The 24,312-nt window shown below is 63.6% G+C and carries 19 protein-coding genes; 6 read left to right on the plus strand and 13 right to left on the minus strand.

Translation table 11 applies throughout. The annotated features are described in order from the left end of the window. Positions 1 to 52: 52 nt before the first annotated feature. Genes murC through ftsW form a run of 3 tightly spaced genes read right to left on the minus strand, consistent with a single transcriptional unit; the run spans position 53 to position 3,765 of the window. Positions 53 to 1,474 carry a UDP-N-acetylmuramate--L-alanine ligase gene (gene murC, locus O4H53_RS10770; protein ID WP_269363689.1) on the minus strand — a complete coding sequence of 474 codons (1,422 nt, stop codon included), beginning with the start codon at positions 1,472 to 1,474 and terminating at the stop codon, positions 53 to 55. Beyond that, entirely contained in the window at positions 1,471 to 2,571 is a 1,101-nt protein-coding gene (gene murG, locus O4H53_RS10775; RefSeq protein ID WP_269363690.1) for an undecaprenyldiphospho-muramoylpentapeptide beta-N-acetylglucosaminyltransferase, read from the minus strand. Before murG ends, murC begins: the two co-directional genes overlap by 4 nt. Positions 2,572 to 2,595: 24 nt before the next feature. After that, positions 2,596 to 3,765 (minus strand): putative lipid II flippase FtsW, encoded by a 1,170-nt coding sequence (gene ftsW, locus O4H53_RS10780; RefSeq protein WP_269363692.1) that lies wholly within the window; start codon positions 3,763 to 3,765, stop codon positions 2,596 to 2,598. 197 nt (positions 3,766 to 3,962) lie between these two features. Between ftsW and O4H53_RS10785 the strand changes: the two genes are divergently transcribed. After that, a complete protein-coding gene (locus O4H53_RS10785; protein WP_269363694.1) occupies positions 3,963 to 5,138 on the plus strand; it encodes an NAD(P)/FAD-dependent oxidoreductase in 1,176 nt (391 codons plus the stop codon). Here O4H53_RS10785 and murD read toward each other — a convergent pair whose 3' ends face one another. Then, entirely contained in the window at positions 5,139 to 6,539 is a 1,401-nt protein-coding gene (gene murD / locus O4H53_RS10790) for a UDP-N-acetylmuramoyl-L-alanine--D-glutamate ligase (protein WP_269363696.1), read from the minus strand. Between the two features lie 73 nt (positions 6,540 to 6,612). Here murD and O4H53_RS10795 point away from each other — a divergent pair, with 73 nt between their 5' ends. After that, on the plus strand, positions 6,613 to 7,524 hold the full coding sequence (locus tag O4H53_RS10795; protein ID WP_114276578.1) for a glutaminase: 912 nt from the start codon (positions 6,613 to 6,615) through the stop codon (positions 7,522 to 7,524). 208 nt (positions 7,525 to 7,732) lie between these two features. On the opposite strand, the gene mraY is transcribed toward O4H53_RS10795, so the two are convergent. Genes mraY through mraZ form a run of 7 tightly spaced genes read right to left on the minus strand, consistent with a single transcriptional unit; the run spans position 7,733 to position 15,432 of the window. Further along, on the minus strand, positions 7,733 to 8,815 hold the full coding sequence (gene mraY, locus O4H53_RS10800; RefSeq protein WP_269363699.1) for a phospho-N-acetylmuramoyl-pentapeptide-transferase: 1,083 nt from the start codon (positions 8,813 to 8,815) through the stop codon (positions 7,733 to 7,735). A 42-nt stretch (positions 8,816 to 8,857) separates the two neighbouring features. Further along, positions 8,858 to 10,285, minus strand: coding sequence for a UDP-N-acetylmuramoyl-tripeptide--D-alanyl-D-alanine ligase (locus O4H53_RS10805; RefSeq protein ID WP_269363700.1), 1,428 nt, complete (start codon positions 10,283 to 10,285; stop codon positions 8,858 to 8,860). Then, positions 10,282 to 11,766, minus strand: a complete 1,485-nt coding sequence (locus O4H53_RS10810) for a UDP-N-acetylmuramoyl-L-alanyl-D-glutamate--2,6-diaminopimelate ligase (protein ID WP_269363702.1) — start codon at positions 11,764 to 11,766, stop codon at positions 10,282 to 10,284. The genes O4H53_RS10805 and O4H53_RS10810 overlap by 4 nt, the downstream gene beginning before the upstream one ends. A 30-nt stretch (positions 11,767 to 11,796) precedes the next feature. Then, positions 11,797 to 13,584, minus strand: coding sequence for a peptidoglycan D,D-transpeptidase FtsI family protein (locus O4H53_RS10815; protein ID WP_269363704.1), 1,788 nt, complete (start codon positions 13,582 to 13,584; stop codon positions 11,797 to 11,799). Then, positions 13,581 to 13,943 (minus strand): cell division protein FtsL, encoded by a 363-nt coding sequence (ftsL, locus tag O4H53_RS10820; RefSeq protein WP_114276583.1) that lies wholly within the window; start codon positions 13,941 to 13,943, stop codon positions 13,581 to 13,583. The genes O4H53_RS10815 and ftsL overlap by 4 nt, the downstream gene beginning before the upstream one ends. Positions 13,944 to 13,945: 2 nt before the next feature. Next, positions 13,946 to 14,935, minus strand: coding sequence for a 16S rRNA (cytosine(1402)-N(4))-methyltransferase RsmH (rsmH, locus tag O4H53_RS10825; protein WP_269363706.1), 990 nt, complete (start codon positions 14,933 to 14,935; stop codon positions 13,946 to 13,948). Between the two features lie 5 nt (positions 14,936 to 14,940). Then, positions 14,941 to 15,432: a division/cell wall cluster transcriptional repressor MraZ gene (gene mraZ, locus O4H53_RS10830; protein WP_269363708.1), complete on the minus strand. Its 492-nt coding sequence runs from the start codon at positions 15,430 to 15,432 to the stop codon at positions 14,941 to 14,943. Positions 15,433 to 16,383: 951 nt separating this feature from the next. On the opposite strand from mraZ, the gene O4H53_RS10835 reads away from it, so the two are divergent. Then, positions 16,384 to 17,799 (plus strand): CAP domain-containing protein, encoded by a 1,416-nt coding sequence (locus O4H53_RS10835; protein WP_269363709.1) that lies wholly within the window; start codon positions 16,384 to 16,386, stop codon positions 17,797 to 17,799. Positions 17,800 to 17,958: 159 nt separating this feature from the next. Beyond that, entirely contained in the window at positions 17,959 to 18,750 is a 792-nt protein-coding gene (locus O4H53_RS10840) for a hypothetical protein (RefSeq protein WP_269363710.1), read from the plus strand. A 12-nt stretch (positions 18,751 to 18,762) separates the two neighbouring features. On the opposite strand, the gene O4H53_RS10845 is transcribed toward O4H53_RS10840, so the two are convergent. After that, a complete protein-coding gene (locus O4H53_RS10845; protein WP_269363712.1) occupies positions 18,763 to 19,836 on the minus strand; it encodes an Mrp/NBP35 family ATP-binding protein in 1,074 nt (357 codons plus the stop codon). Positions 19,837 to 20,330: 494 nt separating this feature from the next. Here O4H53_RS10845 and O4H53_RS10850 point away from each other — a divergent pair, with 494 nt between their 5' ends. Beyond that, positions 20,331 to 20,543: a DUF1127 domain-containing protein gene (locus O4H53_RS10850; protein WP_114276589.1), complete on the plus strand. Its 213-nt coding sequence runs from the start codon at positions 20,331 to 20,333 to the stop codon at positions 20,541 to 20,543. Positions 20,544 to 20,985: 442 nt separating this feature from the next. On the opposite strand, the gene O4H53_RS10855 is transcribed toward O4H53_RS10850, so the two are convergent. Beyond that, positions 20,986 to 23,328, minus strand: a complete 2,343-nt coding sequence (locus tag O4H53_RS10855; protein ID WP_269363715.1) for an ATP-dependent helicase — start codon at positions 23,326 to 23,328, stop codon at positions 20,986 to 20,988. A 207-nt stretch (positions 23,329 to 23,535) separates the two neighbouring features. Here O4H53_RS10855 and O4H53_RS10860 point away from each other — a divergent pair, with 207 nt between their 5' ends. Further along, positions 23,536 to 24,306, plus strand: a complete 771-nt coding sequence (locus O4H53_RS10860; protein WP_269363716.1) for a hypothetical protein — start codon at positions 23,536 to 23,538, stop codon at positions 24,304 to 24,306. Positions 24,307 to 24,312 lie beyond the last annotated feature (6 nt).

Consider the following 24,312-nt stretch of genomic DNA (forward strand, 5'->3'; position numbering starts at 1 on the left):
CGCGGTGTTGGATCACAGGCAAGCGGCAGAATTATGGCCAAGAGGCCCGCCGTCAGGCGGCGGCCCCCTTGAGAGCGCGTAGTTTATCCGGCAGCGCATTGGCCCAGGCGCTGATTGTCCCTGCCCCGAGACAAACCACCATGTCGCCCGGTCCGGCCTGTTCGCGCACCAGGCGCATCAGATCTTCCTCGTTCTGGACCGCACGGGCGTGGCGATGGCCATGGCGGATCAGCCCCGCCACCAGACCGTCCCGGTCCGCGCCCTCGATCGGGTCTTCGCCTGCGGCATAGACCTCGGCAATGCCCACCACATCGGCATCATTGAAACAGGCGCAGAATTCCTCGAAATGGTGGTGCAGACGGGTGTAGCGGTGCGGCTGGTGCACGGCGATCACCCGGCCCTCCGTCGCCTGACGCGCGGCTTTCAGCACCGCGGCAATCTCGACCGGATGGTGGCCATAGTCGTCGATGATGGTGACCCCGTCCACTTCGCCCACCTTGGTAAAGCGCCGGTTGACCCCGCCAAAACTTTTCAGCGCCGCGCGGATCTCGTCGCGCTTCATGCCCAGATGGCGCGCCACCGCAACGGCACTCAGCGCGTTGGAGACGTTGTGATCCCCCGGCATCGGCAGTTCGCAGCCTTCGATCACCGCCCCTTCGGCCTGCAGGTGAATGTCGAAATGCGCCACGCCGCCCTTGTAGGTCAGGTTCCGCGCGCGCACATCGGCCTGGGCGTTGAACCCATAGGTGACAACGCGGCGGTCGGTGATCTTGCCCACCAGCGCCTGCACCTCGGGATGATCGGTGCAGCAGACCGCCAGACCGTAGAAGGGAATGTTGGACACGAAATCAAGGAAACCCTGCCGCAGCCTGTCGAAATCGCCCCAATGCTCCATATGCTCGGGGTCGATGTTGGTGACGATGGCAATGGTTGCAGGCAGGCGGTTGAAGGTGCCGTCGCTTTCGTCGGCCTCCACCACCATCCATTCGCCCTGCCCCATGCGCGCATTCGATCCATAGGCATGGATGATCCCGCCATTGACCACCGTGGGGTCGATGCCGCCCTTGACCAGCAGTTCCGCAACCATGGTGGTTGTCGTCGTCTTGCCATGGGTGCCCGCGACCGCGATGTTGGATTTCAGCCGCATCAGCTCTGCCAGCATCTCTGCCCGGCGCACGATGGGCAGGCCCGCCAGCCGCGCCGCGTCCAGCTCGGGGTTGCCGGGCTTGATCGCCGAAGAGATGACCACCACCTCGGCATTTTCGATGTTCTCGGCCTTTTGCCCCTCGAAAATCACCGCCCCCAGCTCAGCCAGCCGGTCGGTGATCTTGGTCGTCTTCAGGTCGGAGCCCTGCACCCGGTAGCCGTGGTTGATCAGCACCTCGGCAATGCCCGACATGCCGATGCCGCCAATGCCGACAAAATGGATCGGGCCCACATCGGTGGGCAGTTTGGTGGCCGCTGCTGCGTTCATTTTCGTTTTCCTTCCTGGGCCAGGGTCTCGACCATCTGCGCCAGGGCTTGCGCCGCTTCGGGCTTGCCCACCGAATGGGCCGCCCGCGACATCTGCAATGCGGCGTCGGGCTGTTCGAGAATGCTTTGTATCTGTTCGGCCAGCGCCTCGGGGCTGAGCCTGCTTTCGGGAACCATGATCGCGGCCCCCGCCTCGACCAGCCCGCGCGCATTGGCGGTCTGGTGGTCACCTGTCGCGGCGGCAAAGGGGATCAGGATCGAGGGTCGCCCGATCACCGAGATATCCGCGACCGAAGAGGCCCCCGACCGGCTGATGACCAGCTGCGCCTCGGACATCCGGCGCGGCACATCTTCAAAGAAGGGCTGCACGTCCGCGTCAATAGCGTTCTCGGCGTAGTAATCGGCAACCCGCTGGCCGTCCTCGTCGCGGGCCTGATGGCTGACGCGGATGTTCTTGAGCATGGCAAGCGGCAGTGCGGCCAGCGCGGCGGGCACCACATCGCTCAGGATGCGTGCACCCTGCGAGCCGCCCATCACCAGAATTTCCATCGGATAGTCACCGGGGGGGATATAGCCCGCGCCTGCCCGGTCGAGTACCGCGGCGCGCACCGGGTTGCCCACATGCACAGCTTCCACCCCCTCGGGCAACTCCGTCGGCCAGGTGCCGCAGGCCATGGCATCGACCCGTTTGGCAAAGATCGTGTTGACCCGGCCCAGCACGCCGTTCTGTTCATGGATCATGCGCGGCACCCGCAACAGGGTTGCCGCCGACAGCGCCGGGATCGACGGATATCCGCCAAATCCCACAACCACGGCCGGCCGGTCGCGCATCATCCGCAGGGCAGCCCCCAGCGCCCCCGCACCGATGCGCAGCGGCACCATCGCCTTGGCCAGCACGCCGCCCCGCGCAAAGGTGGCGGAACTGACCTGGCTGATTTCGACCTCTGCCGGGAACCCGCCGGTATAGCGCGCGCCGCGTGCGTCGGTGGACAGGCGCACCCGCCAGCCGCGCGTCAGCATCACCTCGGCCAGGGCCTGCGCGGGGAACATGTGGCCCCCGGTGCCTCCGGCTGCGATGATCAACAAGGGTGCGGTCATGGTGTCCTCCGTCCGGGCGCGCCTTCAGCGGGCGCGGCCCCGGCCAAGAATGTCAGAAATCTCGCCCTGCGGCCTGCTGCGCGTGAAGGCCAGCAACATCCCCACCGCGATGCCCGAAGCGATCACCGAAGACCCCCCGTAGCTGACAAAAGGCAGGGTCATCCCCTTGGCCGGCAGCAGCCGCACGGCGACGCCCATGTTTATCATGGCCTGCACGCCAAAGATACAGGCAAGCCCGGTGCCCGCAAGCCGCGTGAAAGGGTCCCGTTCACGCACCAGACGCAGCAGCGACCGGACCACGATCACGGTGTAAAGCGCGATGATGCAGAGCACCAGAACCAGCCCGTATTCCTCTGCCGCGACGGCAATGATGAAATCGGTATGGGCATCGGGCAGCGACCATTTCACTTCGCCCTCGCCCACGCCGACACCAAAAAGACCGCCCTCGCGGATCGCATTGGTGGCATAGCCCAACTGCGTGGTCGGATCGACATCGGGGCTGAGAAAGCCATCGATCCGGCGCGCGAAGTGTTCCGAACTGGAATAGGCGAAACTGCCCGCGATCACCACCATCGCGGCCATGCCCACCAGCAGCAGCATCGGCGCCCCGGCGACAAAATACATCACGCCCCAGCCGAACAGCACCAGACAGGCCTGACCGAAGTCGGGCTGCAATGCCAGCATCAGCACGATCGACATGCACAGGGCAAAGGACCAGGCCTTGCCCGGCGGGCCATTGATCTCAAGGCTCGCGGCCAGAAGCCAGGCGGTTGCCACGATAAATCCGGGCTTGAGAAATTCCGAAGGCTGCACACTGGCAAATCCCAGCGAATACCAGCGGGTCGCCCCCTTGCCAAAGTCGGTGCCGAAAAACGGCAGCAGCGCCAGGGCGATAAAGGCGCCGATAAAGCCCAGCACCGCCAGGCGGCGCACCACCACAGGCGACATCATCGAGGTCAGCACCATCGCAAAGATCGCAAGCCCGCCAAAGAAAGCCTGCCTCTGGACATAGTGGAACGGGTCAAACCCGTTCTTGGCAGCCAGCGGCGGCGATGCGGCCAGCCCCAGCAACATGCCGACCGCGAACAGCATCAGCACGCAGGACAAGGCCCAGCGATCCACCGTGCGCCACCATTTTGGAAGAATTGGCTCGCCTTCCCGAACGGGAACCGCGCCATAGACCATCTCTGTCATGGATACACTGCCTTAAACTGCCTCGAACGCCCCATTTTCTGGGGTCTAACTGTCAGCATAACGCCATTTTGCGGATCACGCCAGTCAATTTCCGCTGCGCGCCACCGGCACGCCGTGCAATGACGGCGGGCAAAGCGGCGGCACAAGGGGCATCACACCAACTTGACCCCCCGCTCCGAACCGGGCAAGCCGCTGGCATGAAAGTGGATACGGCAATCATTGGCGCGGGTGCGGGCGGCATGATGTGCGCGGCACATGCCGGGGGGCGTGTGCTTGTGGTCGATCACGCCAGGGCACCGGGCGAAAAGATCCGCATCTCCGGCGGTGGCCGCTGCAATTTCACCAACCTCCACTGCGACCCCTCCGCCTTTCTCAGCCAGAATCCGCATTTCGCGAAATCCGCGCTTGCCCGCTATACCCAATGGGATTTCATCGCATTGGTCGAAGCCCATGGCATCCCCTGGCATGAAAAGACATTGGGGCAATTGTTCTGTGACACCTCCGCCAAGGATATCGTCGCGATGCTGCGCCGGATGATGCGGGTGGCCGGGGCTGAGCTGCATTTGCAAACTACCGCATCACAGTTTGCAAAGTCACCGGAGGGCTTTACCTTTGAGCTGCAAGGCCCTGATTATACTGGAAAGATCACCGCCAGAAATCTTGTCGTCGCTTCGGGGGGCAAATCCATCCCGAAAATGGGCGCAACCGGCCTTGCCTATGAGATCGCGCGCCGCTTCGATCTGCCGGTGACGGAAACACGCGCGGGCCTTGTGCCCTTCACCTTTGCCGATGGCCGCTTTGCCGAGATATCCGGCGTCGCCACACCGGCCCGCGTCACCGCAGGCGGCACCAGCTTTGACGAGGCGCTGCTGTTCACCCATCGGGGCCTCTCCGGCCCTGCCGTCCTGCAAGCCTCCTCCTATTGGAAAGAGGGTGAGGACATTACGATAAACCTTTGCCCTGAAACAAATATCCTCGAAGAGCTGAAGGCACGCCGTCAGGCACGGGGCCGCAAGAACCTGACCACGGTACTGGCCCAGCATCTGCCCGCGCGGCTGGTCGAACACCTGGCCAGCCAGCTGGACCTGAGCGGCAATCTGGCGGATTGGTCAGACACACATTTGCAAAATCTCGTGACGCATTTGCAAAACTGGCATCTGACCCCCGGCGGCACCGAAGGTTACCGCACCGCCGAAGTCACCCTTGGCGGTGTCGATACTGCCGCGCTCTCCTCCCGCTCGATGATGAGCAAGACGGTGCCCGGGCTTTATTTCATTGGCGAAGCGGTGGATGTCACCGGCTGGCTGGGCGGCTACAATTTCCAATGGGCCTGGTCCTCCGCCATGGCGGCCGCCCGCGACATCGCCGGTTGATCAGCCGCCTGTCGCTGCCGCGACCCGTGCCGCGAAATCCTCGCCCCGGCGTTCGAAACTGTCATATTGGTCAAAACTGGCCGCCGCCGGCGCCAGCAGCACCACATCCCCCGGTTCCGCCTCTGCCACCGCGCGGGCCACGGCGACCTCCATCGTGCCACAGACCTCTGCCTCCACGTTCAGCTGCATGGCAAATCCGGCAGCCTCGCGCCCGATCACATAGGCCTTGCGCACGCCGCCCGTGGCAGCGGCCAGCCCTTCCAGCCCGCCTTCCTTCTCAAGCCCGCCGCAAATCCAGCGAATCTTGTCGAAAGCCGCAAGCGCCTTGGCGGCGGAATCCACATTGGTCGCCTTGCTGTCGTTGACATAGCGCACGGCGCCCACCTCCGCGATTGTCTGGGACCGGTGCGGCAAGCCGCCAAAGCTGTGAAACGCAGCCTCGATCACCCGTGGCGCCAGCCCCAGCGACCGGCAGGCGGCATAGGCCGCGCAGGCATTCTGATGATTATGCGCCCCCGGCAGCCCCGCCACAGCGCGCAGATCCACGGAAGCCACCTGCTTGCCCTTGCGGTATTCCGACAGGAACCCCTTGCGCGCAAAGACCTGCCAGCCTGGCCCGGTCAGCTTGCGCGTCACGCTGACCCGGATCACCCGGTCATCGGCCCGGCCTTCGGTCATCTGCCCGGCCAGGTATTGCCCCTCCACCTCGTCCACGCCGATCACCGCGCGGTCCGGCCCGCCCTCGGCAAAGAGCCGCCGCTTCGCCGCGAAATAGCCGCCCATCCCATGGTGCCGGTCCAGGTGATCGGGGCTGAGATTGGTGAAGACCGCCACATCCGGCGTCAGCGCCCGCGCCAGATCGGTCTGGTAGCTGCTCAGCTCCAGCACCACGACCTCGCCGTCCACCGCAGGCTCCAGGTCCAGCACCCCGCGGCCGATGTTGCCAGCCAGCTGGCAGGGCCGCCCGGCCTCTTCGAGAATGTGATGGATCAACGCCGAGGTGGTGGATTTCCCGTTCGATCCGGTCACCGCCACCACCCGCGGCATCACGTCGAACCCGTTCCAGTCCGATGTGGCAAAGCTTTGAAAGAACAGGCCGATGTCATTGTCCACCGGCACGCCCGCGTCCAGCGCCGCCGCCACCACCGGGTTCGGTGCCGGATAAAGATGCGGAATACCGGGGCTGACGATCAGCCGGGCGATGGCATCGAAGGCACCGGGTTTCTTCAGATCGGCACAGGTCAGCCCCTCGGCCTCTGCCCTGGCGCGGGCATCGGGATTGTCGTCCCAGCACAGCGGCAGGGCACCGCCCGCCACCAGCGCACGTGCCGCCACCAGGCCCGACCGGCCCAGCCCCAGCACCGCCACCTGCGCACCTTCCAATCCCCGTACTGGAATCATTGCATCACCCCTGCTACCCGTTGGCCCGCAGAATGGTCGCAATACGCGCCCTTCACAAGCCGGAGCGCCCAGAATGCCGAACCTCGATACCATCCTGCACCAGCTTGACCAAAAGGCCCGCCTCGATGCCGACTGGGGCCAGGTGGCCAGCTACATTCCGCAGCTGGCCCGGGTCGATCCGGCACAATTCGCGATTTCCGTCGTCACCGCCGATGGCCAGCTGCACCAGGCCGGCGACCATGGCGTGGCTTTCTCCGTCCAGTCGATCACCAAGGTTTTCACCCTTGCCATCGCCCTTGGCCGCTCGGGCGACCAGCTCTGGACACGGGTGGGCCGCGAGCCCTCGGGCCGGGCCTTCAACTCCATCGTCCAGCTCGAACAGGAAAACGGCCGCCCCCGCAATCCCTTCATCAACGCAGGCGCCATCGTCACCACCGATGCGGTGCTGGGCAACCGCGCCCCGCGCGAGGCCCTGGCCGAGATCATCCATTTCGTGCGCAGCGCCGCCGGATCCGGCGATATCCACATCAACGAAACCGTCGCGGCCTCGGAAACCGCCTATGGCCACCGCAACTTCGCGCTTGCGCATTTTCTGGCCGCACATGACAATCTGACCAACAGCCCCGACAAGGTGCTGGGCACCTACTTCCACCATTGCGCCATCGAGATGACCACCGCCCAGCTGGCCATGGCGGGCCGCTTCCTGATTCACGCGCCAAACATGCCGCGGCTGGTCTCACCCCGCCGCATCCGCAGGCTGAACGCGATGATGCTCACCTGCGGCCATTACGACGGCTCGGGCGACTTCGCCTACCGTGTCGGCATTCCGGGCAAAAGCGGCGTCGGCGGCGGCATCCTCGCCATCGTGCCGCACCAGGCCGCCATCGCGGTCTGGAGCCCCGGTCTCAACCGCTACGGCAATTCCCACCGGGGCACCGAAGCGCTCGCCGAACTGACCACAAGGATGGGCTGGTCGATCTTCTAGAGCGTGCGCCTTTGCCCTGAGGCAGATGACAGCGCCATGTCCCGAGAGCGCGCCGCGCAGCAGGGTATTGGCGCTGCAACTTCAAGACGGGCGCGTTGGCCCCCGCTTCATTGTTCCCCAAATATACCGGAGGTGTGGAGGCAGCGCCTCCACCGGCGCGCGCCCCGGCGCGCCGCCCCCGCCCGCGGCACGCGGCGCGCCAGCGCGGTTACCGGACCTTCAGCGTCGCCAGACCGATCATGGCGAGGATCAGCGAGATGATCCAGAACCGGATCACGATCTGCGGCTCGGCCCAGCCCTTCTTTTCATAGTGATGGTGGATCGGCGCCATCAGAAAGACCCGTTTGCCGGTGCGCTTGAAGTAGAGCACCTGAATGATCACCGACAGCGCCTCCACCACGAACAACCCGCCGACAATCGCCAGCACCAGCTCGTGCTTGGTCGCCACCGCAATCGCCCCCAGGGCACCGCCCAGGGCCAGTGACCCGGTATCGCCCATGAAAACCGCAGCCGGCGGCGCGTTGTACCACAAGAAGCCCAGTCCCCCGCCGAACAGACCGGCAGTAAAGATCAGGATTTCACCGGTGCCGGGCACGTAATGCACATCCAGATAATCGGTGAAATCGACCCGCCCCACCGCATAGGCAATGACCCCCAGCGTGCCGGCCGCGATCATCACCGGCATGATCGCAAGACCGTCCAGACCGTCAGTCAGGTTCACCGCATTGGCCGCCCCCACGATCACGATGATCGAGAAGGGCACAAAGAGGACCCCGAGGTTGATCAGCGTATCCTTGAAGACCGGCAGCGCCAGCTGATATTGCAGCGCTTCGGGATGATATTGCGCGGCCCAGAAACCGGCAATTCCCGAAATCAGAAATCCCAGCAATAACCGTATCTTGCCGGACACACCTGATGTGTTCTGCTTGCTGACCTTGGCGTAATCATCCGCAAATCCGATGGCGGCAAAGCTCATGGTCACGAAAAGCACCAGCCAGACAAAGGCATTGTCGAGCCGCGCCCAGAGCAGCGTCGAGGTCAGCAGCGCCCCCACGATCAGCAGCCCGCCCATCGTCGGCGTGCCCGCCTTCACGAAATGCCCCTCGGGGCCATCGTCGCGGATCGGCTGGCCCTTGCCCTGCCTGCGGCGCAGCACCGCGATCAGCGGCCGCCCGAAGAGAAAGCCGAACACCAGCGCGGTCAGGAAAGCCCCCCCGGCACGGAAGGTGATGTAACGAAACAGGTTAAAGAAATCACCGCCATCCGAAAGCAGGGTCAACCAATAGAGCATTCAAACGCGTCCTTACTCAACATCTTGTCACATGACCCCGGGTTACAGGGTTTCAACCGGATGGCCCATTTTGCGGATGGCGTCAACAATCGCCCCCAGTTTCATTGAAAGCGACCCCTTGGCCAGCACCACATCCCCGGAATCGAGCAGCCCGCGCAGGTCCGGCAGGACCTCGGCAGAGGTTTCGGCCCGGATTCCGCGCTGGTGTTCGGGCAGCAGGTCATGCAGCGATCCCATCAGCGGGCCGATGCAATGCACCACATCCAGCGCCTGGGTCGCAGGCAGATGGGCAAGGCCCGCGTGCAGCGCCACCGCATCGGGGCCCAGTTCCTTCATGTCACCCAGAAAGGCGATCCGCCGCCCCTTGCTGACCCGGCCGATGTCATGGGTCACCTCTGAGGCGGCCAGAACTTCAAGTGCGGCGGCCATCGAGGTCGGATTGGCATTGTAGCTGTCGTCGATCAGGGCCAGCGTCAGATGGGTTTCGATCGGGTCGAGCACGATCACCTCGCGCACGCCGCGCCCCTTGTAGGGCTGCCAGCGGCCCAGCGATTGTGCCGCCAGCGCCATATCGACCCCCAGCGCATGGCAGACCGCCAGCGCCCCAAGGCCGTTCATCGCGAAATGGCGCCCCGGCGTGGCGATCTTGAACAGGATCGGGACATCCTCATGGCTGGCCTGGACCACGGTGGTATCCGCCTGCACATGCACGTCCAGCAGTTTGAAGTGATGGCCATGCACGCCGAATTCCAGCTCCCGCAAGCGGCAGTCCACCGCCTTGGCCATCAGGATCGCCGCATGTTCGATATCGGCGTTGATCACGGCCCAGCCGCCCGGTTTCACCCCTTCAAAGATCGAGGCCTTTTCAACGGCGATCCCGGCCAGATCGTCGAAGGCCTCCAGATGGGCGGCGGCAACGGTGGTGACCATCGCCACATCCGCCTGCGCCATCCGCGCCAGCGGGGCGATCTCTCCGGGGTGGTTCATGCCGATCTCGATGATGGCGAATTCGGTGTCGGCAGGCATCCGCGCCAGGGTCAGCGGCACCCCCCAGTGGTTGTTGTAGCTGGCCACGCTGGCATGGGTCCGGCCCTGGTCGCCAAGCATCGCCAGCAGCATTTCCTTGGTCGAGGTCTTGCCGACACTGCCGGTCACCGCGACCACCCTGGCCCGGGTCCGCGCACGGGCCGCCTGCCCCAGCTTTTCAAGCCCCGCCAGCACGTCATCGACAATCAGCAATGGCGCATCCTTGGCCAGGCCTTCGGGGATGCGCGACACCAGGGCGGCACCCGCGCCGCTCTCCAGCGCCTGCGCCACAAAGTCATGGCCGTCGCGGACATCCTTCAGCGCGACAAAGAGGTCGCCCTTTTCTATTGTCCTCGTGTCGATGGACACGCCGTCACAGGTCCATTCCCCCAGCGCCCGCCCGCCGGTGGCTGCCGCGGCCTCCGCTGCCGTCCAGAGCGTCATGCAAGCCTCCCGTCCAGCGCCGCCACGGCAACGCTTGCCTGTTCCACATCGTCAAAGGGCAGCACATCCTGCCCCACGATCTGCCCCGTCTCATGGCCTTTGCCCGCGATCAGCAGCGCATCACCCGGTCCCAGCAGGTCGATGCCGCGCAGGATCGCCTCGGCCCGGTCGCCGACTTCCATCGCCCCGGGGGCGCCTTCGAGGACCGCCGCGCGGATGCTTGCGGGATCTTCGGAGCGGGGATTGTCGTCGGTGACGATCACCGTGTCGGCATGGGTCATCGCCGCCGCCCCCATCAGGGGCCTTTTGGCCCGGTCACGGTCACCGCCCGCGCCGACGATGGCAATCAGACGGCCCATCACATGCGGGCGCATCGCGGCCAGCGCGGTGGCAATGGCATCGGGCGTATGGGCATAATCGACAAAGACCGCCGCCCCGTTGCCCCGGGTCGCGGCAAGCTGCATGCGGCCCCGTACCGTGGTCAGATGCGGCAATGTATCAAAAACCTCCTGCGGTTGCCCGCCGCAGGCGATCACGAGGCCTGCAGCCAGCAGCACATTGTCGGCCTGAAACCCGCCGATCAGTTCCAGCCGTTTCTGCACCGCCTTGCCCTGCCATTCAAAGCGCAGGTCCTGCCCGGTCGCGTCATAGCGCTGCGCCGTCAGGTGCAGATCGCCGCCGTCGCGGCCCACGGTCAGCACTTCGCAGCCGCGCGCGCGGGCAATGGCGGCCATGTCGACCCCGCGGGGGTCGTCGGTGTTGATCACCGCCGTGCCATCCTCTGCCAGCACGCGGGCAAACAGCCCCGCCTTGGCGTCGAAATAGGCGTCAAAGGTCTCGTGATAATCCAGATGATCCTGGGTGAAGTTGGTAAAGCCCGCGGCGCGCAGGGTCACGCCATCAAGCCGCCGCTGGTCCAGCCCGTGGCTGGAGGCCTCCATCGCCGCATGGGTGATGCCATTGTCCGCTGCCGCGCGCAGGGTGCGATGCAGGGTGATCGGCTCCGGCGTGGTATGGGCCAGCGGCGCGGTCCAGGCCCCCTCCACACCGGTGGTGCCAAGGTTCACGGCAGCAAAGCCCATCTCGATCCAGATCTGGCGCACAAAGGTCGAAACGGAGGTCTTGCCATTGGTCCCGGTCACCGCCGTCATGGTTTTGGGCTGCCCGCCGAACCACAGGGCCGCGGTGCGCGCCAGCGCCTCGCGGGGGACGTCAGAGACCACCAGCGCGGCCCCGGCGGCGCGGATCGCATCACCTGCCATCGCGGCCCCCTCGGGGTCGGTCAGAACCGCCACGGCACCGTCGCCAAGCGCCTTGCCGATGAACCGCGCGCCATGGACCTGGGTGCCGGGCATCGCTGCAAACAGGCACCCCGGCCCGACCTTGCGGCTGTCCACCTGCAGGTCTTCGATTGTCGGATTCGCCCCATTGGCCGCCATCAGGCCAAGGGAGTTCAGAGATGTTTTTCGGGGGCTGCTCATGGCTGCGCCTTTGCGGCTTGGTTCTTGAGGCTAGTTGTTGCCCGCAAGCGTTACCACAGCCTCCTCAAGCGGTTCAACAGTGGGTCGCAGCCCCAGCAGCGGCGCAATCCGGCGGATCATCTCTGCCGCAACCGGCACGGCGGTCCAGCCCGCGGTACGGCGCGGTTTCGCGCCGGAGGTTTCGACCGCTTCGTCCAGCGTGACGATCAGCACATATTTGGGATCATTTGCCGGGAAAAAGGATGCGAATGTCGCAATCACCTTGTCCTTGTAATATCCGCCCGTGGGTTTGGGTTTGTCCGCTGTACCGGTCTTGCCCGCGATCTGGTAACCCGGCACTTCGGCAAAGCTTGCGGTGCCGTCGGTGACCACCTTGCGCAGGATCCGGCGCGCATCGGCCGAGGCATTGGCCGAGATCAGGCGCGGCCCGAGCTGGGGGGTTTCCTGTTTGATCAGCGTCGGTTTGACCTGATATCCGCCATTGGCCAGCATCGCATAGCCCGCCGCCAGATGCATCGGGCTGCTGGACATGCCATGGCCATAGGAAATCGTCACCGATGACAGTTCGGTCCAGCGTTTCGGCAGCAATGGCTTGCCACCTGCGGCCTCCACGATCTCGAAGGGGGTCGCCTCGAAGAAACCCAGCTTCTTGAGGAATTCCTGCTGTCTGGCCGCCCCGATCTGCAGGGCGAGCCGCCCGGTGCCCCGGTTCGACGAATGAACGATGATATCCGCCACGCTCAGCTTGCCGTAGTTCTTGCCATGGAATTCGCCGATCCTGAAACCGCCGACCTTCATCGGCCCGGCGGTGTCGATCACGGTGTCTGCATTGACCAGCCCCAGTTCGATCGCCTGTGTTGCCGCAAAGATCTTGAAGGCCGAGCCCAGTTCGTAAACCCCCTGAACGGAGCGGTTGAACAGCGGGCTGTCCGAGGCATCCCCCTTTGTCGCAGGCCGGGGGCGGTCGTTGGGATCGAAACTAGGCAAGGAGACGACACTGACCACTTCGCCGGTCTTCACGTCCATCAGGACCGATGTGGCGCCCTTTGCATTGAACAGTTTCATCCCGCCCGCCAGCACCTGTTCGGCGGCCGCCTGAACGGTCAGGTCCAGCGACAGCTGCAGCGGCTTGTTGCCGTTGGCAGGGTCGCGCAAATAATCGTCAAAGTATTTCTCGACGCCCGCAACACCGATGACTTCGGCGGCATGCACGCCTTCCTTGCCAAAGCTGGCGCCGCCCATCACATGGGCCGCCAGCTTGCCATTGGGATAAAGACGCATGTCGCGCGGTGCGAACAACAGGCCCGGATCGCCGATGTCATGCACCGCCTGCATCTGTTCGGGGCTGATTTTCTTCTTGATCCACAGGAACTTGCGCTTGCCGGTGAAATCCTTGAGCAGAAGTTCCTCGTCCAGGTCCGGGAAGACGCCTACCAGCTTTTTGGCCGCGGCGGCCGGGTCCACCATATGGCGGGGCTGGGCATAAAGCGCATGGGTCTCGAAATTGGTCGCCAGAATGTTGCCGTTGCGGTCCACGATATCCGCCCGCGAGGCCGAGATCACGGCACCCGGCGCATGGGCGCGCGGCTCCACCGCTTCGGAAGTTGCCAGAAGCCCCATACGCGCGCCCACCACGGAAAAGGCGCAGAAAAAGAACACGCCCAGCACCAGCAGCCGCCCTTCGGCGCGTTGCCGCGACCGGTCGCGCATCTGCTCGTGCCGGATGCGCTTGTTCTCGCGTTCGATGGCGTCGGGGTTCTCGCCCCGCTGGCGGGCATCCAGAATACGCGCCAGCGGGCGCAGCGGTGTGCGGATCATAGCGGGTCCTCCTGGCTGTCGGGTGCATTCATGGTCGAGACATCGACCGGATCGGTGATCGGCAGCAGCGGTGCCGGCGGATAGGCCACCTGGTCCACCGCGCCGAACTGGTCGGGTTGCAGCGGCAAAAGCCCCAGCCGGTCAAAGTTGAGCACCGCCAGGTCGCGCAGCCGTTCGGGGCGGTTCTGATAGGCCCATTCCGCCTTGAGCACGGCGAGGCGCGCATAGGCGCCGCGAATATTGGCATGCAGCTTGTCAGCCTCGCTCAGCGCCTGCTGGGTCGCGTAATTCTCGCGGTAGGCCCAGAAAGCCAGTCCGATGACCGCCATGGAGGTGAGAACGTATAAGACTGCTCGCATCGTTACTGTCCCTTGACCATCGGCATCCCGATGGATTTCGCATCAACCGCACCGCTGGGTGCATCCGTTCTGATCGCCACCCGCAGCTTTGCCGACCGGCTGCGCGGGTTTTCGTCCAGTTCCTGCGCGTCCGGCCCGATGGCCTTGCGCTTTTCCACCCGGAACTGCGGCTCCGGGCGGTCAACCTCGGGGGCAAAGCGGTTGGCGTTGCCGCCGCCGCCCGACCGGGCCGTCAGGAATCGTTTGACCATCCGGTCCTCGACCGAGTGAAAGGTCACGACAGCCAGTTGACCGCCGGGCCGCAGGGCGCGCTCCGCTGCCATAAGACCCTGGAAAAGCTCGTCATATTCATCGTTGACCGCAATGCGGATCGCCTGAAAGCTGCGGGTCGCCGGATGCGACTGGCCGGGCTTGGCGCGCGGCAGGCAGCCTTCGATCAACTTTGCCAGTTGCAATGTGGTGGTGATCGGCGCCTCGGCACGTGCACGCGCAATCGCCTTGGCGATGCGGCGGCTTGCGCGTTCCTCGCCATATTGGAACAGGATGTTGGCAATCAGCTCTTCGTCGCCCTCGTTCACCAGATCGGCAGCCGAGGGGCCGTCCTGCGACATGCGCATGTCCAGCGGCCCGTCGCGCATGAAGGAAAAACCGCGTTCGGCCAGGTCCAGCTGCATCGAGGACACGCCGAGGTCGAGCACGATCCCGTCGAGATCCTGCGCATAGGTGTCCATCTTCGAGAACACGCCCTGCTGCATGGTGATCCGCTCGCCATAGGCATCGGCCCATTCCGCCGCCATCTCGAAGGCCAGCGGGTCGCGGTCCACCGCGATCACCCGGGATGCCCCCGCCTCTATCAGGCCGCGGGTATAGCCGCCTGCCCCGAAGGTGCCATCCAGCCAGACACCCGACACGGGTGCGACGGCAGCCAGCAAGGGGCGCAGCAGAACGGGAGTGTGGGGGGCAGTCTGTTGAGGGGAGGCCGCAGCAGCCATCAGGTTCAGGCCTCCTGATCGCCGTCCAGGAAGGCCATCGGATCGAAATCCTCAGGCAGGTCGGTTGCCCAGGCTTCCTCTTCGGCTTCGTAGGTTTCGGGTTTCCAGATCTGGAAGGTATCGCCGGTGGCGAAAAAGAACGCCTCCGCCTCCAGGTCGATCTTCTTGCGCAGCTTGGCGGGGAGCACCAGGCGGCCGGTTTCATCCACCGTGGTGGGAAAGGACTGACCATGGAACAGTCGTTGCAGCGCCTTACGGGCAACCGATCCACGCGGCAGCGCGTCGATCTTGCTGTCCACCTCGTCGATGGCTTCCATTGTATAGCATTCAAGGAAATTGCGCTTGGCATCGCCATAGACGATCACAAGCTCGGGGTTCTCGCCGGATTTCCAGTTGGGGTCGCCGGCCTCCAGCACACGCCGAAAAGAGGCCGGTATGGATACCCGCCCCTTGCTATCGACCTTGTGCTGGCTTTCGCCTCTGAACCTGCGGCCCACTTGTTTTCCTGCCTGCGCGCTTTGCGCTTATCTTCTTGTCGCGCCCCCGCGAATTTTCTGTCCTCTGGTCCGAAGTGATCTCCGGACATGGAAACGGCGGGTTGATCTGCTGCCACTGATCAACCCGCCGCCCTCGTCCCGCAGCTTGGCGGGGAAGTCCGACTGCGCGCGCCACCTGGGGGGATGTCTGCTCGCCCGCGCGCCGGATCTCTTTGGTCTGATGAAAGCGAGGTGCCTGTATGAAACCTGCTAGGTTTTATTTTTATTTGGGGTCGTTTGGTGCCCCGTGTCCCGTTCTCATCCGATGCACTAGGGATGCCACGGGAAATCATGGGCGTCTACATTTTTTTTGCCACAAACCCACGATATTTAGTTTTACACATGCTGGTGAGACTAAATCTGGTGGCGAAATTCCGGCCATTTTCCGCCTATTAAGTATGATTTTCAGAGATTAACACAATATATAGGGTCGCGTCATCGCGCGCCAAAACTTCCCACGAATTCCCAGAAAAATTCATCCGCAGATTTATCCACAGGGTATGTTCCACTCCTGTTCCATAAAACGAAGGCCAGATTCAAGGGAGATCAACCCATTTCCCATAAATTTGATTCGTATTCGGCAGGTTCTGGCCGAATCACCGGCCCGGGCCCCTCCCATTTCCCCCGATTTCCCAGAACACCGCCCCTGATGAGCGGTCTGTCCCATGATTGCCCAGAGAAAGCCCCCGGAACCTTTCCACCGGACCGGATTTCCCGTATAAAGGGAAAGATCACCAGGGTTTCGCCTTGCCGCCTGCACCGGCGCGGACCTTTTTCGTTCACAGGAAAAGCCCAGAAAAAACCAAAAACAGGGCGAACCATGACCGCATTCCTGCCGTCAAACAGGTTTTAATCTTTCGACCCGATAACTAAGCGTCAGCCGTCCGGCGCCCACGATCAAAGGAATGATGAATGAGTATCGCTTCTGATATCGAAGCTTACATGTTGACGCTGATCAACGAGGTACGTGCCGAACATGGCCTGGGGGCGCTGACCCTTGAAATGAATCTGAACCAATCCGCAGACGACCATAGCGACTGGATGATCCGGACCGATACCTTCAGCCATACCGGCGTCGGTGACAGCACGTCGAACGATCGCATTCGGGCCGCAGGCTTTGACCTTTCCGGCGCCTGGCGCACGGGAGAGAACCTTGCGGTGCAGACCATTCGCGGCCCGGATGGCCTGTGGGACGATGTGCGCGACCTGCATGAGGGGCTGATGAACTCCGCCTCGCACCGGGCGAATATCCTGAATGCAAGCTATACCCACATCGGCATCGGCATTGACGTCGGCCCGATGAGCTATGGCACCGGCACCTTTTACAACTCCATCGTCGTCACCCAGAACTTTGGCGCGACCCAGGGCGCCCTGGACGAGCAGATCATGGGTGACGCCCGCGCCAACGTGATCGAAACATCCTTTGGCGAGGATTATATCACCGGTGGCGCAGGCAATGATCTGATCAGCACCGGCAGCGGCCACGACACCATCGACGGCGGCGGCGGCAATGACAGCGTCCGCGCAGGCGATGGCGCGGACTTTGTACGGGGTGGCATTGGCGCGGACGATCTGCACGGCAATGCCGGGTCTGACACCATCCTGGGTGATATCGGCAATGATGCCATCCTCGGCGGCAACGGGAACGATCTGCTGCGCGGCGGCGCGCAGGAGGACAGCATCGCCGGTGGCGAGGGCAATGACCGCATCTTTGGCGAAGGCGGCTTTGACCTGCTGCGCGGTGGTGCGGGCAATGACACCATCGACGGCGGGGATCAGGCCGACAACCTATATGGCGACGGTGGTGACGACCTGCTGCTGGGTGGTGCCGGCTTCGACCGGCTGTTCGGCGGCGACGGCAATGACATGCTCCTTGGCGGCGATACCGGTGACGCCCTGTTCGGCCAGCTGGGCAATGACACCCTGCGCGGCGAAGACGGCGATGACCGCTTTTTCGGCGGTGAGGGCAATGACCTGATCGAGGGCGGCAACGGCAATGACGCCATGAGAGGCGGTGCGGGCTTTGACCGGCTGGACGGGGGGGCTGGCAATGACGTGCTGGTCGGCCTCTTCAATGCCGATACCTTTGTCTTTGCGGATATGGCTGGCGGCTTTGGCAACGACACCATCAATGATTTCGACGCCAACAACCGCTTTGAGCGGATCGACCTCAGCGCGGTACATGCGATTACCGATTTCAACGACCTGATCACGCACCACGTGCAGCAGGTCGGCCGCAGCGTGCTGATCGACGCGGGCGACAACAGTTCCATCCTTCTGCTTGGCGTCAGCCTGGGCGATCTCGACGGGACCGATTTCATCTTCTGACCTGCCCGGTTGAATGTGCCGATGGCCTGAAAGCTGCGGGAAGCCGCAGCTTTTTCATTTCCAGCCGGATTGCTGACCTCCTGATCAAGAATTTGACGGCATCTGCTTGCACCGGCGCGGCACATTAGCCAAAAGGTTTATAACTTCAGGAGCATACTTTTGACCGTCGGACTAGCCATCATCGCCCATGCCATACGCATGTTGATTCATGAGCCGGGCACCACCCTGCGGGTGATCCTGCCGGGGCTGGCCATGGTCCTGCTCAGCACCATCGCCGCGACAGTGCTGGTATCCGATGTGATTGCCGCCCTCTCCGGCAGCAACGCCAATGCGATACTTCAGATCGCCCCCGCCGATGTCCTGCTGATGCTGGCGCTGGGGCTGACCGGGCTGCTGGGCTATGCCCTGATGGCGATCCACTGGCACCGCCATGTCCTGCTGAACGGCCCGGAGCGCGCCCGGGATCTGCGTCCGGGCTGGAGCGTCATTGCCTTCTACATCTGGCGGGCCATCACCGTTGCCCTTGTCCAGATGCTCGCAGCCGTTCCGATTCTGACTGCCCTCACCGTGCTGGCCGGGTTCACCGGCTGGCAGGCCACGCCGGGCCAGACCGGTTCCTCCATGATCCTCGGGCTTCTGGCGGGCATCGCCTTTGTCTGGATCGCCCTGCGGTTCAGCATCACCCTGCCCGCCGCCGCCATGGGCCAGCGCATGGGCCTGCTGCAAAGCTGGATCGTCTCTGCCCCGATGTCCGGCGCGATCCTGTCGGTTGCGGCCCTGCTGTCCCTGATCAACGTGGCGACAAGCGTTATCCTGTCGCTGCTGCTGCCGGGACCCGGCCCCGCGGGCCTGCTGCTGGAAACCTGCGTGTTCCTGGCCGAAGGGATCATCTTTGTCTCGGTCCTGACCACGCTCTACGGTCATCTGGTGGAAAAACGCCCCCTGGGCTGAGGCGGCGGCGGCTCAGGCCATGCCGCCCTTGACCAGCCCTTCCGCAATCCGCGCATAGGCCTGCGCCATCGGGCCGTCACCGGCGGCCACCGGCGTGCCCGCATCCCCCGCCAGACGGGTTTCCAGATCAATCGGCAAAGCCCCGAGCAAGGGCACGCCCATCTTCTCGGCTTCCGCCGCGACACCGCCATGCCCGAATATCGCATGTTCCGCCCCGCAATCGGGACAGACGAACATCGACATGTTCTCGATCAGCCCCAGAACCGGGGTCTTGAGCGTCGCGAACATGTCGATGGCCTTGCGCGCGTCGATCAGGGCCACGTCCTGCGGCGTGCTGACAACAATCGCCCCGGTCAGTTCGGACTTGGTACAAAGGGTCAGCTGCACATCCCCCGTGCCCGGCGGCAGATCGACCAGCAGCACGTCCAGCTCCCCCCATTGCACCTGCCCCAGCATCTGCTGCAATGCGCCCATGAGCATCGGTCCGCGCCAGACCACCGCCTTGCCCTCTTCCATCATGAAGCCGATGGACATCATGGTGACCCCATGCGCCTGCAGGGGAATGATCGTCTTGCCATCCGGGCTGGCGGGACGCTTGTTCACCCCCATCATGCGGGGCTGGCTGGGGCCATAGATATCCGCGTCCAGCAGCCCCACCCGGCGGCCCTGACGCGCCAGCGCCACGGCAAGGTTGGAACTGACGGTGGATTTGCCCACCCCGCCCTTGCCAGAGGCAATGGCGAGAATGCGGTCCACCCCTGCGGGCCTGACCGGGCCCTCCTGCGGCTTGGGATGGCCCCCGATCTTCAGGCTGGGCGGTGCCGGCGGTTTCCTGGCCGGCCCATGTGCCGTCAGGGCCACGGATACGCTGCGCACCCCCGGCAATTCCGCGACAACCTTTTCCGCCGCGTCGCGCAGCGGGCCCATGGCCTGCGCCACCTCGGCCGAGGGCGCCTCGATGACAAAGCGCACCACATCATCCTCGATCCGCAAGGCCCGGACCAGATCATGTTCGATCAGGTTCTTGCCATCGGGCAGGCTCACACGGGAAAGCGCGGTTTCGATATCGGTCTTGGTGATCGGCATGGTAATCTCCTGTGGCTGCCCCTGACATGCCAGTTTCTGCAAAAATCACAAGGGGAGGCGCGCATCTGCCCAAGTCTTCGGCACAGCGCCCAGGAAACGTACCGGAAAACCATGTTTTTGCTGCATAGCAGCATTGCAAAACTATTCATTGTGCAGACGCAGCATTACGGCGATATTGTGTACAAGAAGCGCGGCAACGCCCTTCGAGAGAAAGACCAGACGGGGTCATCCTCCTCCCGACACCGTCTGTGATTGGCGGCGACATCCTCCTCCTCCCTGATGTCGCCGCCCTTTTTCTGTTCCACCCCCCTGCCCGCAAGTACCGCGCCCTCCACAGCGCGGCGTTTCCGCATTCAGAACAATGGCTTGCCGAAAATGCAGCCCATGCGCGCGCCGCATAACGGCAATGCAGCGATGGACGTTGTTCAGGATTTTTTGAGGCGTATATGCCTCTCATCCGAAACGACGATGATATGAAAACAAGAGGCGCCAAAATGGCATATTCGACACTGACAACCGCACCGACATCTTCCTTGCTCAGCCGCATCGGCTCCGCCTTTGATGCGCTGGCAACCCGCTACAAACAGCACCGCATGTACCGTGAAACATTCGACGGTCTCAGCGCATTGAGCAACCGCGACCTGGCCGACCTCGGCCTGAGCCGCAGCGACATCAAGCGCATTGCGATGGAAGCCGCCCGCGGCTGAGATACCTGAATCGGTCGTCCGCCTCCTCCCGGCTGGACGACTGGTACCCGGGGCCGCTGCACTTTCCTCCTCCCTGATGCAGCAGCGCCCCGACAAGACCCGAAGCCGATCCTCCCTTGACGCTTCGGGCCGACAAAGAGCAGCGGTGCCGTCCTCCCACGGCACCGCTGTTTCTTTATCCGCCCCCAAACATCTCTGGTCTGGCGCCGCCCTTGCTTGAACCTGGCAGGGCGCGCGACGGGCGGACACACCAGCCAAATCGCCGAGGGCCCCCGAAGGGGATACGGCTATTTTGCTTGTGGGGCCGCACGACGGGTGCCAGGACGGGATCAATCAAGGGTGGTGCCAGACCCTCTGGGATGGTGGGCCCGCAGCGAAAATCAAGCATGTCTTGCGCGCGCAGCGCGCTCCGCAGGATCACGCCTGCGTCTGGGCAGCCGTCTCAGAACGGCACGTCATCGCAGCCGGACAGGAATCGCGAGACCACCTTTTTCACCCCGGCCTTCTCGAAATCCACTTCCAGCTTGTCGCCTTCGATCCCGATGATCGCGCCATAGCCGAACTTCTGGTGAAACACCCGTTCCCCCATGACAAAACTGCTGACAGCCTGCATGTCGATGGTCACATTGCGCTGCTCGCGCGGCTGGCTGATGCCACGTTCGCCCGCCCGCGCCTGCAGCCGCCGCCAGCCGGGCGAATTATAGACATTCGCCTCCGCCGCCGCTTCATGCAGGGTGCTTTTCGGCATCGCCGCCCCGAAACTGCCGCCATAAAGGCCGGGCGGGGTCAGCACTTCCACGTGGTCCTCGGGCAATTCGTCGATGAACCGCGAGGGCATGGCGCTTTGCCATTGGCCGAACACCATGCGGTTCCCGGCGAATGAGATCGTGCATAATTCCTCGGCCCGGGTGATTCCGACATAGGCCAGACGGCGCTCTTCCTCCAGCCCCTTGATCCCGCTCTCATCCATGGAGCGCTGCGAGGGAAACAGCCCGTCCTCCCAGCCCGGCAGGAAGACGGCCGGAAATTCCAGCCCCTTGGCCGCATGCAGGGTCATGATGCTGACCTTCTCGCCGCCATCGTCGCTTTCATTGTCCATGATCAGGCTGACATGTTCCAGGAAACCCTGCAGGTTCTCGAATTGCTCCAGCGCCTTGACCAGTTCCTTGAGGTTGTCGAGCCGCCCCGGCGCCTCCGGCGTCTTGTCGTTCTGCCACATGCCGGTATAGCCGGATTCGTCCAGGATGATCTCTGCCAGTTCCACATGGCTGCTGCCGTCATCCGCCGCCCTGCGCCCCCAGCGGTCGATCCCCTCGATCAGCTGCCGCAGCTGCGCCGCGCCCTTGCCGCCGATGCCGTCATGCGCCAGCAGGATGCGTGCGCCTTCCACCAGGTTCACGCCATGTTCGCGGGCGGTGGTCTGGATCTTCTGCTGCGCCACATTGCCCAGCCCCCGCTTGGGCGTGTTCACGATCCGCTCGAAGGCCAGATCGTCATCGGGCGAGGTCACCACCCGGAAATAGGCCATCGCGTCCCGGATCTCCAACCGCTCGTAGAAACGCGGCCCGCCGATCACCCGGTAGGGCAGACCGATGGTCAGGAACCGGTCCTCGAAGGCACGCATCTGGTGGCTGGCGCGCACCAGGATCGCCATGGAATCGAGCCCCATCGCATCCATCCCACGGGTGCCGCGCTGCATCGCCTCGATTTCCTCGCCGATCCAGCGCGCCTCTTCCTCACCGTCCCAATGGCCGATCAGGCGCACCTTCTCGCCCTCCTCGGCCTCGGTCCACAGCGTCTTGCCCAGCCGCCCCTCGTTGCCCGCGATCACGCCGGAAGCGGCGGCAAGGATATGCGGGGTTGAGCGGTAGTTCTGCTCCAGCTTGACCACATGCGCGCCGGGAAAGTCGGTCTCGAAGCGCAGGATGTTGCCCACTTCGGCGCCGCGCCAGCCATAGATCGACTGGTCGTCGTCGCCCACGCAGCAGATGTTGCGGTGCCCCTGCGCCAGCAGCCGCAGCCAGAGGTACTGGGCCACGTTGGTATCCTGGTATTCATCCACCAGAATATACCTGAACCAGCGCTGATATTGCTCCAGCACATCCGGGTGCCTTTGAAAGATCGTGACCATATGCAGCAGCAGATCGCCGAAATCGCAGGCGTTCAGCTCTTTCAGCCGCCGCTGGTACTGATCGTAGATCTCGGTGCCGCGATTGTTATATAGCCCCGCATCGGCAGCAGGCACCTTTTCAGGCGTCAGCGCGCGGTTTTTCCAACTGTCGATGATTCCGGACAGCATCCGGGCGGGCCAGCGCTTGTCGTCGATGTTCTCTGCCGCAACCAATTGCTTGAGCAGGCGCAGCTGATCATCCGTGTCCAGAATGGTGAAGTTCGACTTCAGCCCCACCAGTTCGGCGTGACGGCGCAGAAGTTTCACGCAGATGGCGTGGAACGTGCCCAGCCAGGGCATCCCCTCGACCTGCTGACCCAGCATCTGGCCCACGCGATTCTTCATCTCGCGCGCCGCCTTGTTGGTGAAGGTCACCGCCAGCACTTCATTGGGCCGCGCACGGCCCGTCACCATCAGATGCACGATCCGCGTGGTCAGCGCCTTGGTCTTGCCGGTGCCCGCCCCCGCCAGCATCAGCACGGGGCCGTCCAGTTGTTCGACCGCGGCACGTTGCGCGGGGTTCAGACCATCCAGGTAGGGCTGCGGCCGCGCTGCCATTGCGCGGGCGGACAGCGACGCGCCTTCGAAGGCGTCCATTTCATCAAAGCTGCTCATGCCGCGAAACATAGCGAGTCGCGGGCCTGATGGAAAGCCAGGTTCTCATTATGTTCACGGCTCGTAAATCAACCCTAACAGAGCCTGAAAGTATCAGTCTAACCATATGCTTTAGAAGAATTTTAAACGGCTTTAACTGTTTACTGTTCTCTAACCAAATGGCGCTTAGTTTGTTTGGAGTTGGGCAACAAGAACAAGGAAGAAGCAATGTTCACCACAGCAGATGTCCGGGGCCTGCGGCGGCAGATCGACAGGTTCAATGTGCCCATGTTCATCGCCCAGCGCTACCGCGACACCGACACTTTTGAAATTCTTGCCCTGAACCGCCGGCACGAAATCGAAAGCGGCATGTCGATGAAGGGCGTGATGGGCAAACCCCTGAGCGATCTGTTGCCACCGAAACAGGCCGCCGCCGTCGCGGCGAAATATGAAAAATGCCTGACGGAAAAAACCCCCCAGCGCTACCGGGAGGTCCTGAACCTGCCAAGCGGGGCGATGATCTGGGATACGACCCTGCAATATGCGCATATCGCCGGACAGCCGGACCGGATCATCGGCAGCGCCATCGTGCTGGAGCGGATCGAACATGACGACCATGACGAGCTTGCCTTTCAGGACATGCGGTATCTTGCCGCCGCATCGGGCTGTGAGCTGGGCAAGGTATCCGCGCTGCTTGAAGCCGTGGAACAGGGACATTTCGATTCCGAACGTCTGGCAGGCTCGGCCGGGATGCTGGCCGGCCTGTGCCGCACGATTGATTCCAAGCTGAACGAAATCCGCACCGCCGCGGAAAAGCGTATCAATGACCGTGCCGCCCGCGCCCTGGCCCCTGCCCGGATCCACCTGATCGAAACGCCCAAGTCGCAGACCCACAACACGGATGAGGTTGACGCCGCGATCACGGCGCTGGTGGCGCTGATCGGTGCAATGCCGGATCACGACGCCCTGTCATCGCATCGGGCTTCCGCAAGCAACTGATGATCT

The sequence above is a fragment of the Sulfitobacter sp. G21635-S1 genome (genome assembly GCF_027213915.1).
GTDB lineage: Bacteria > Pseudomonadota > Alphaproteobacteria > Rhodobacterales > Rhodobacteraceae > Sulfitobacter.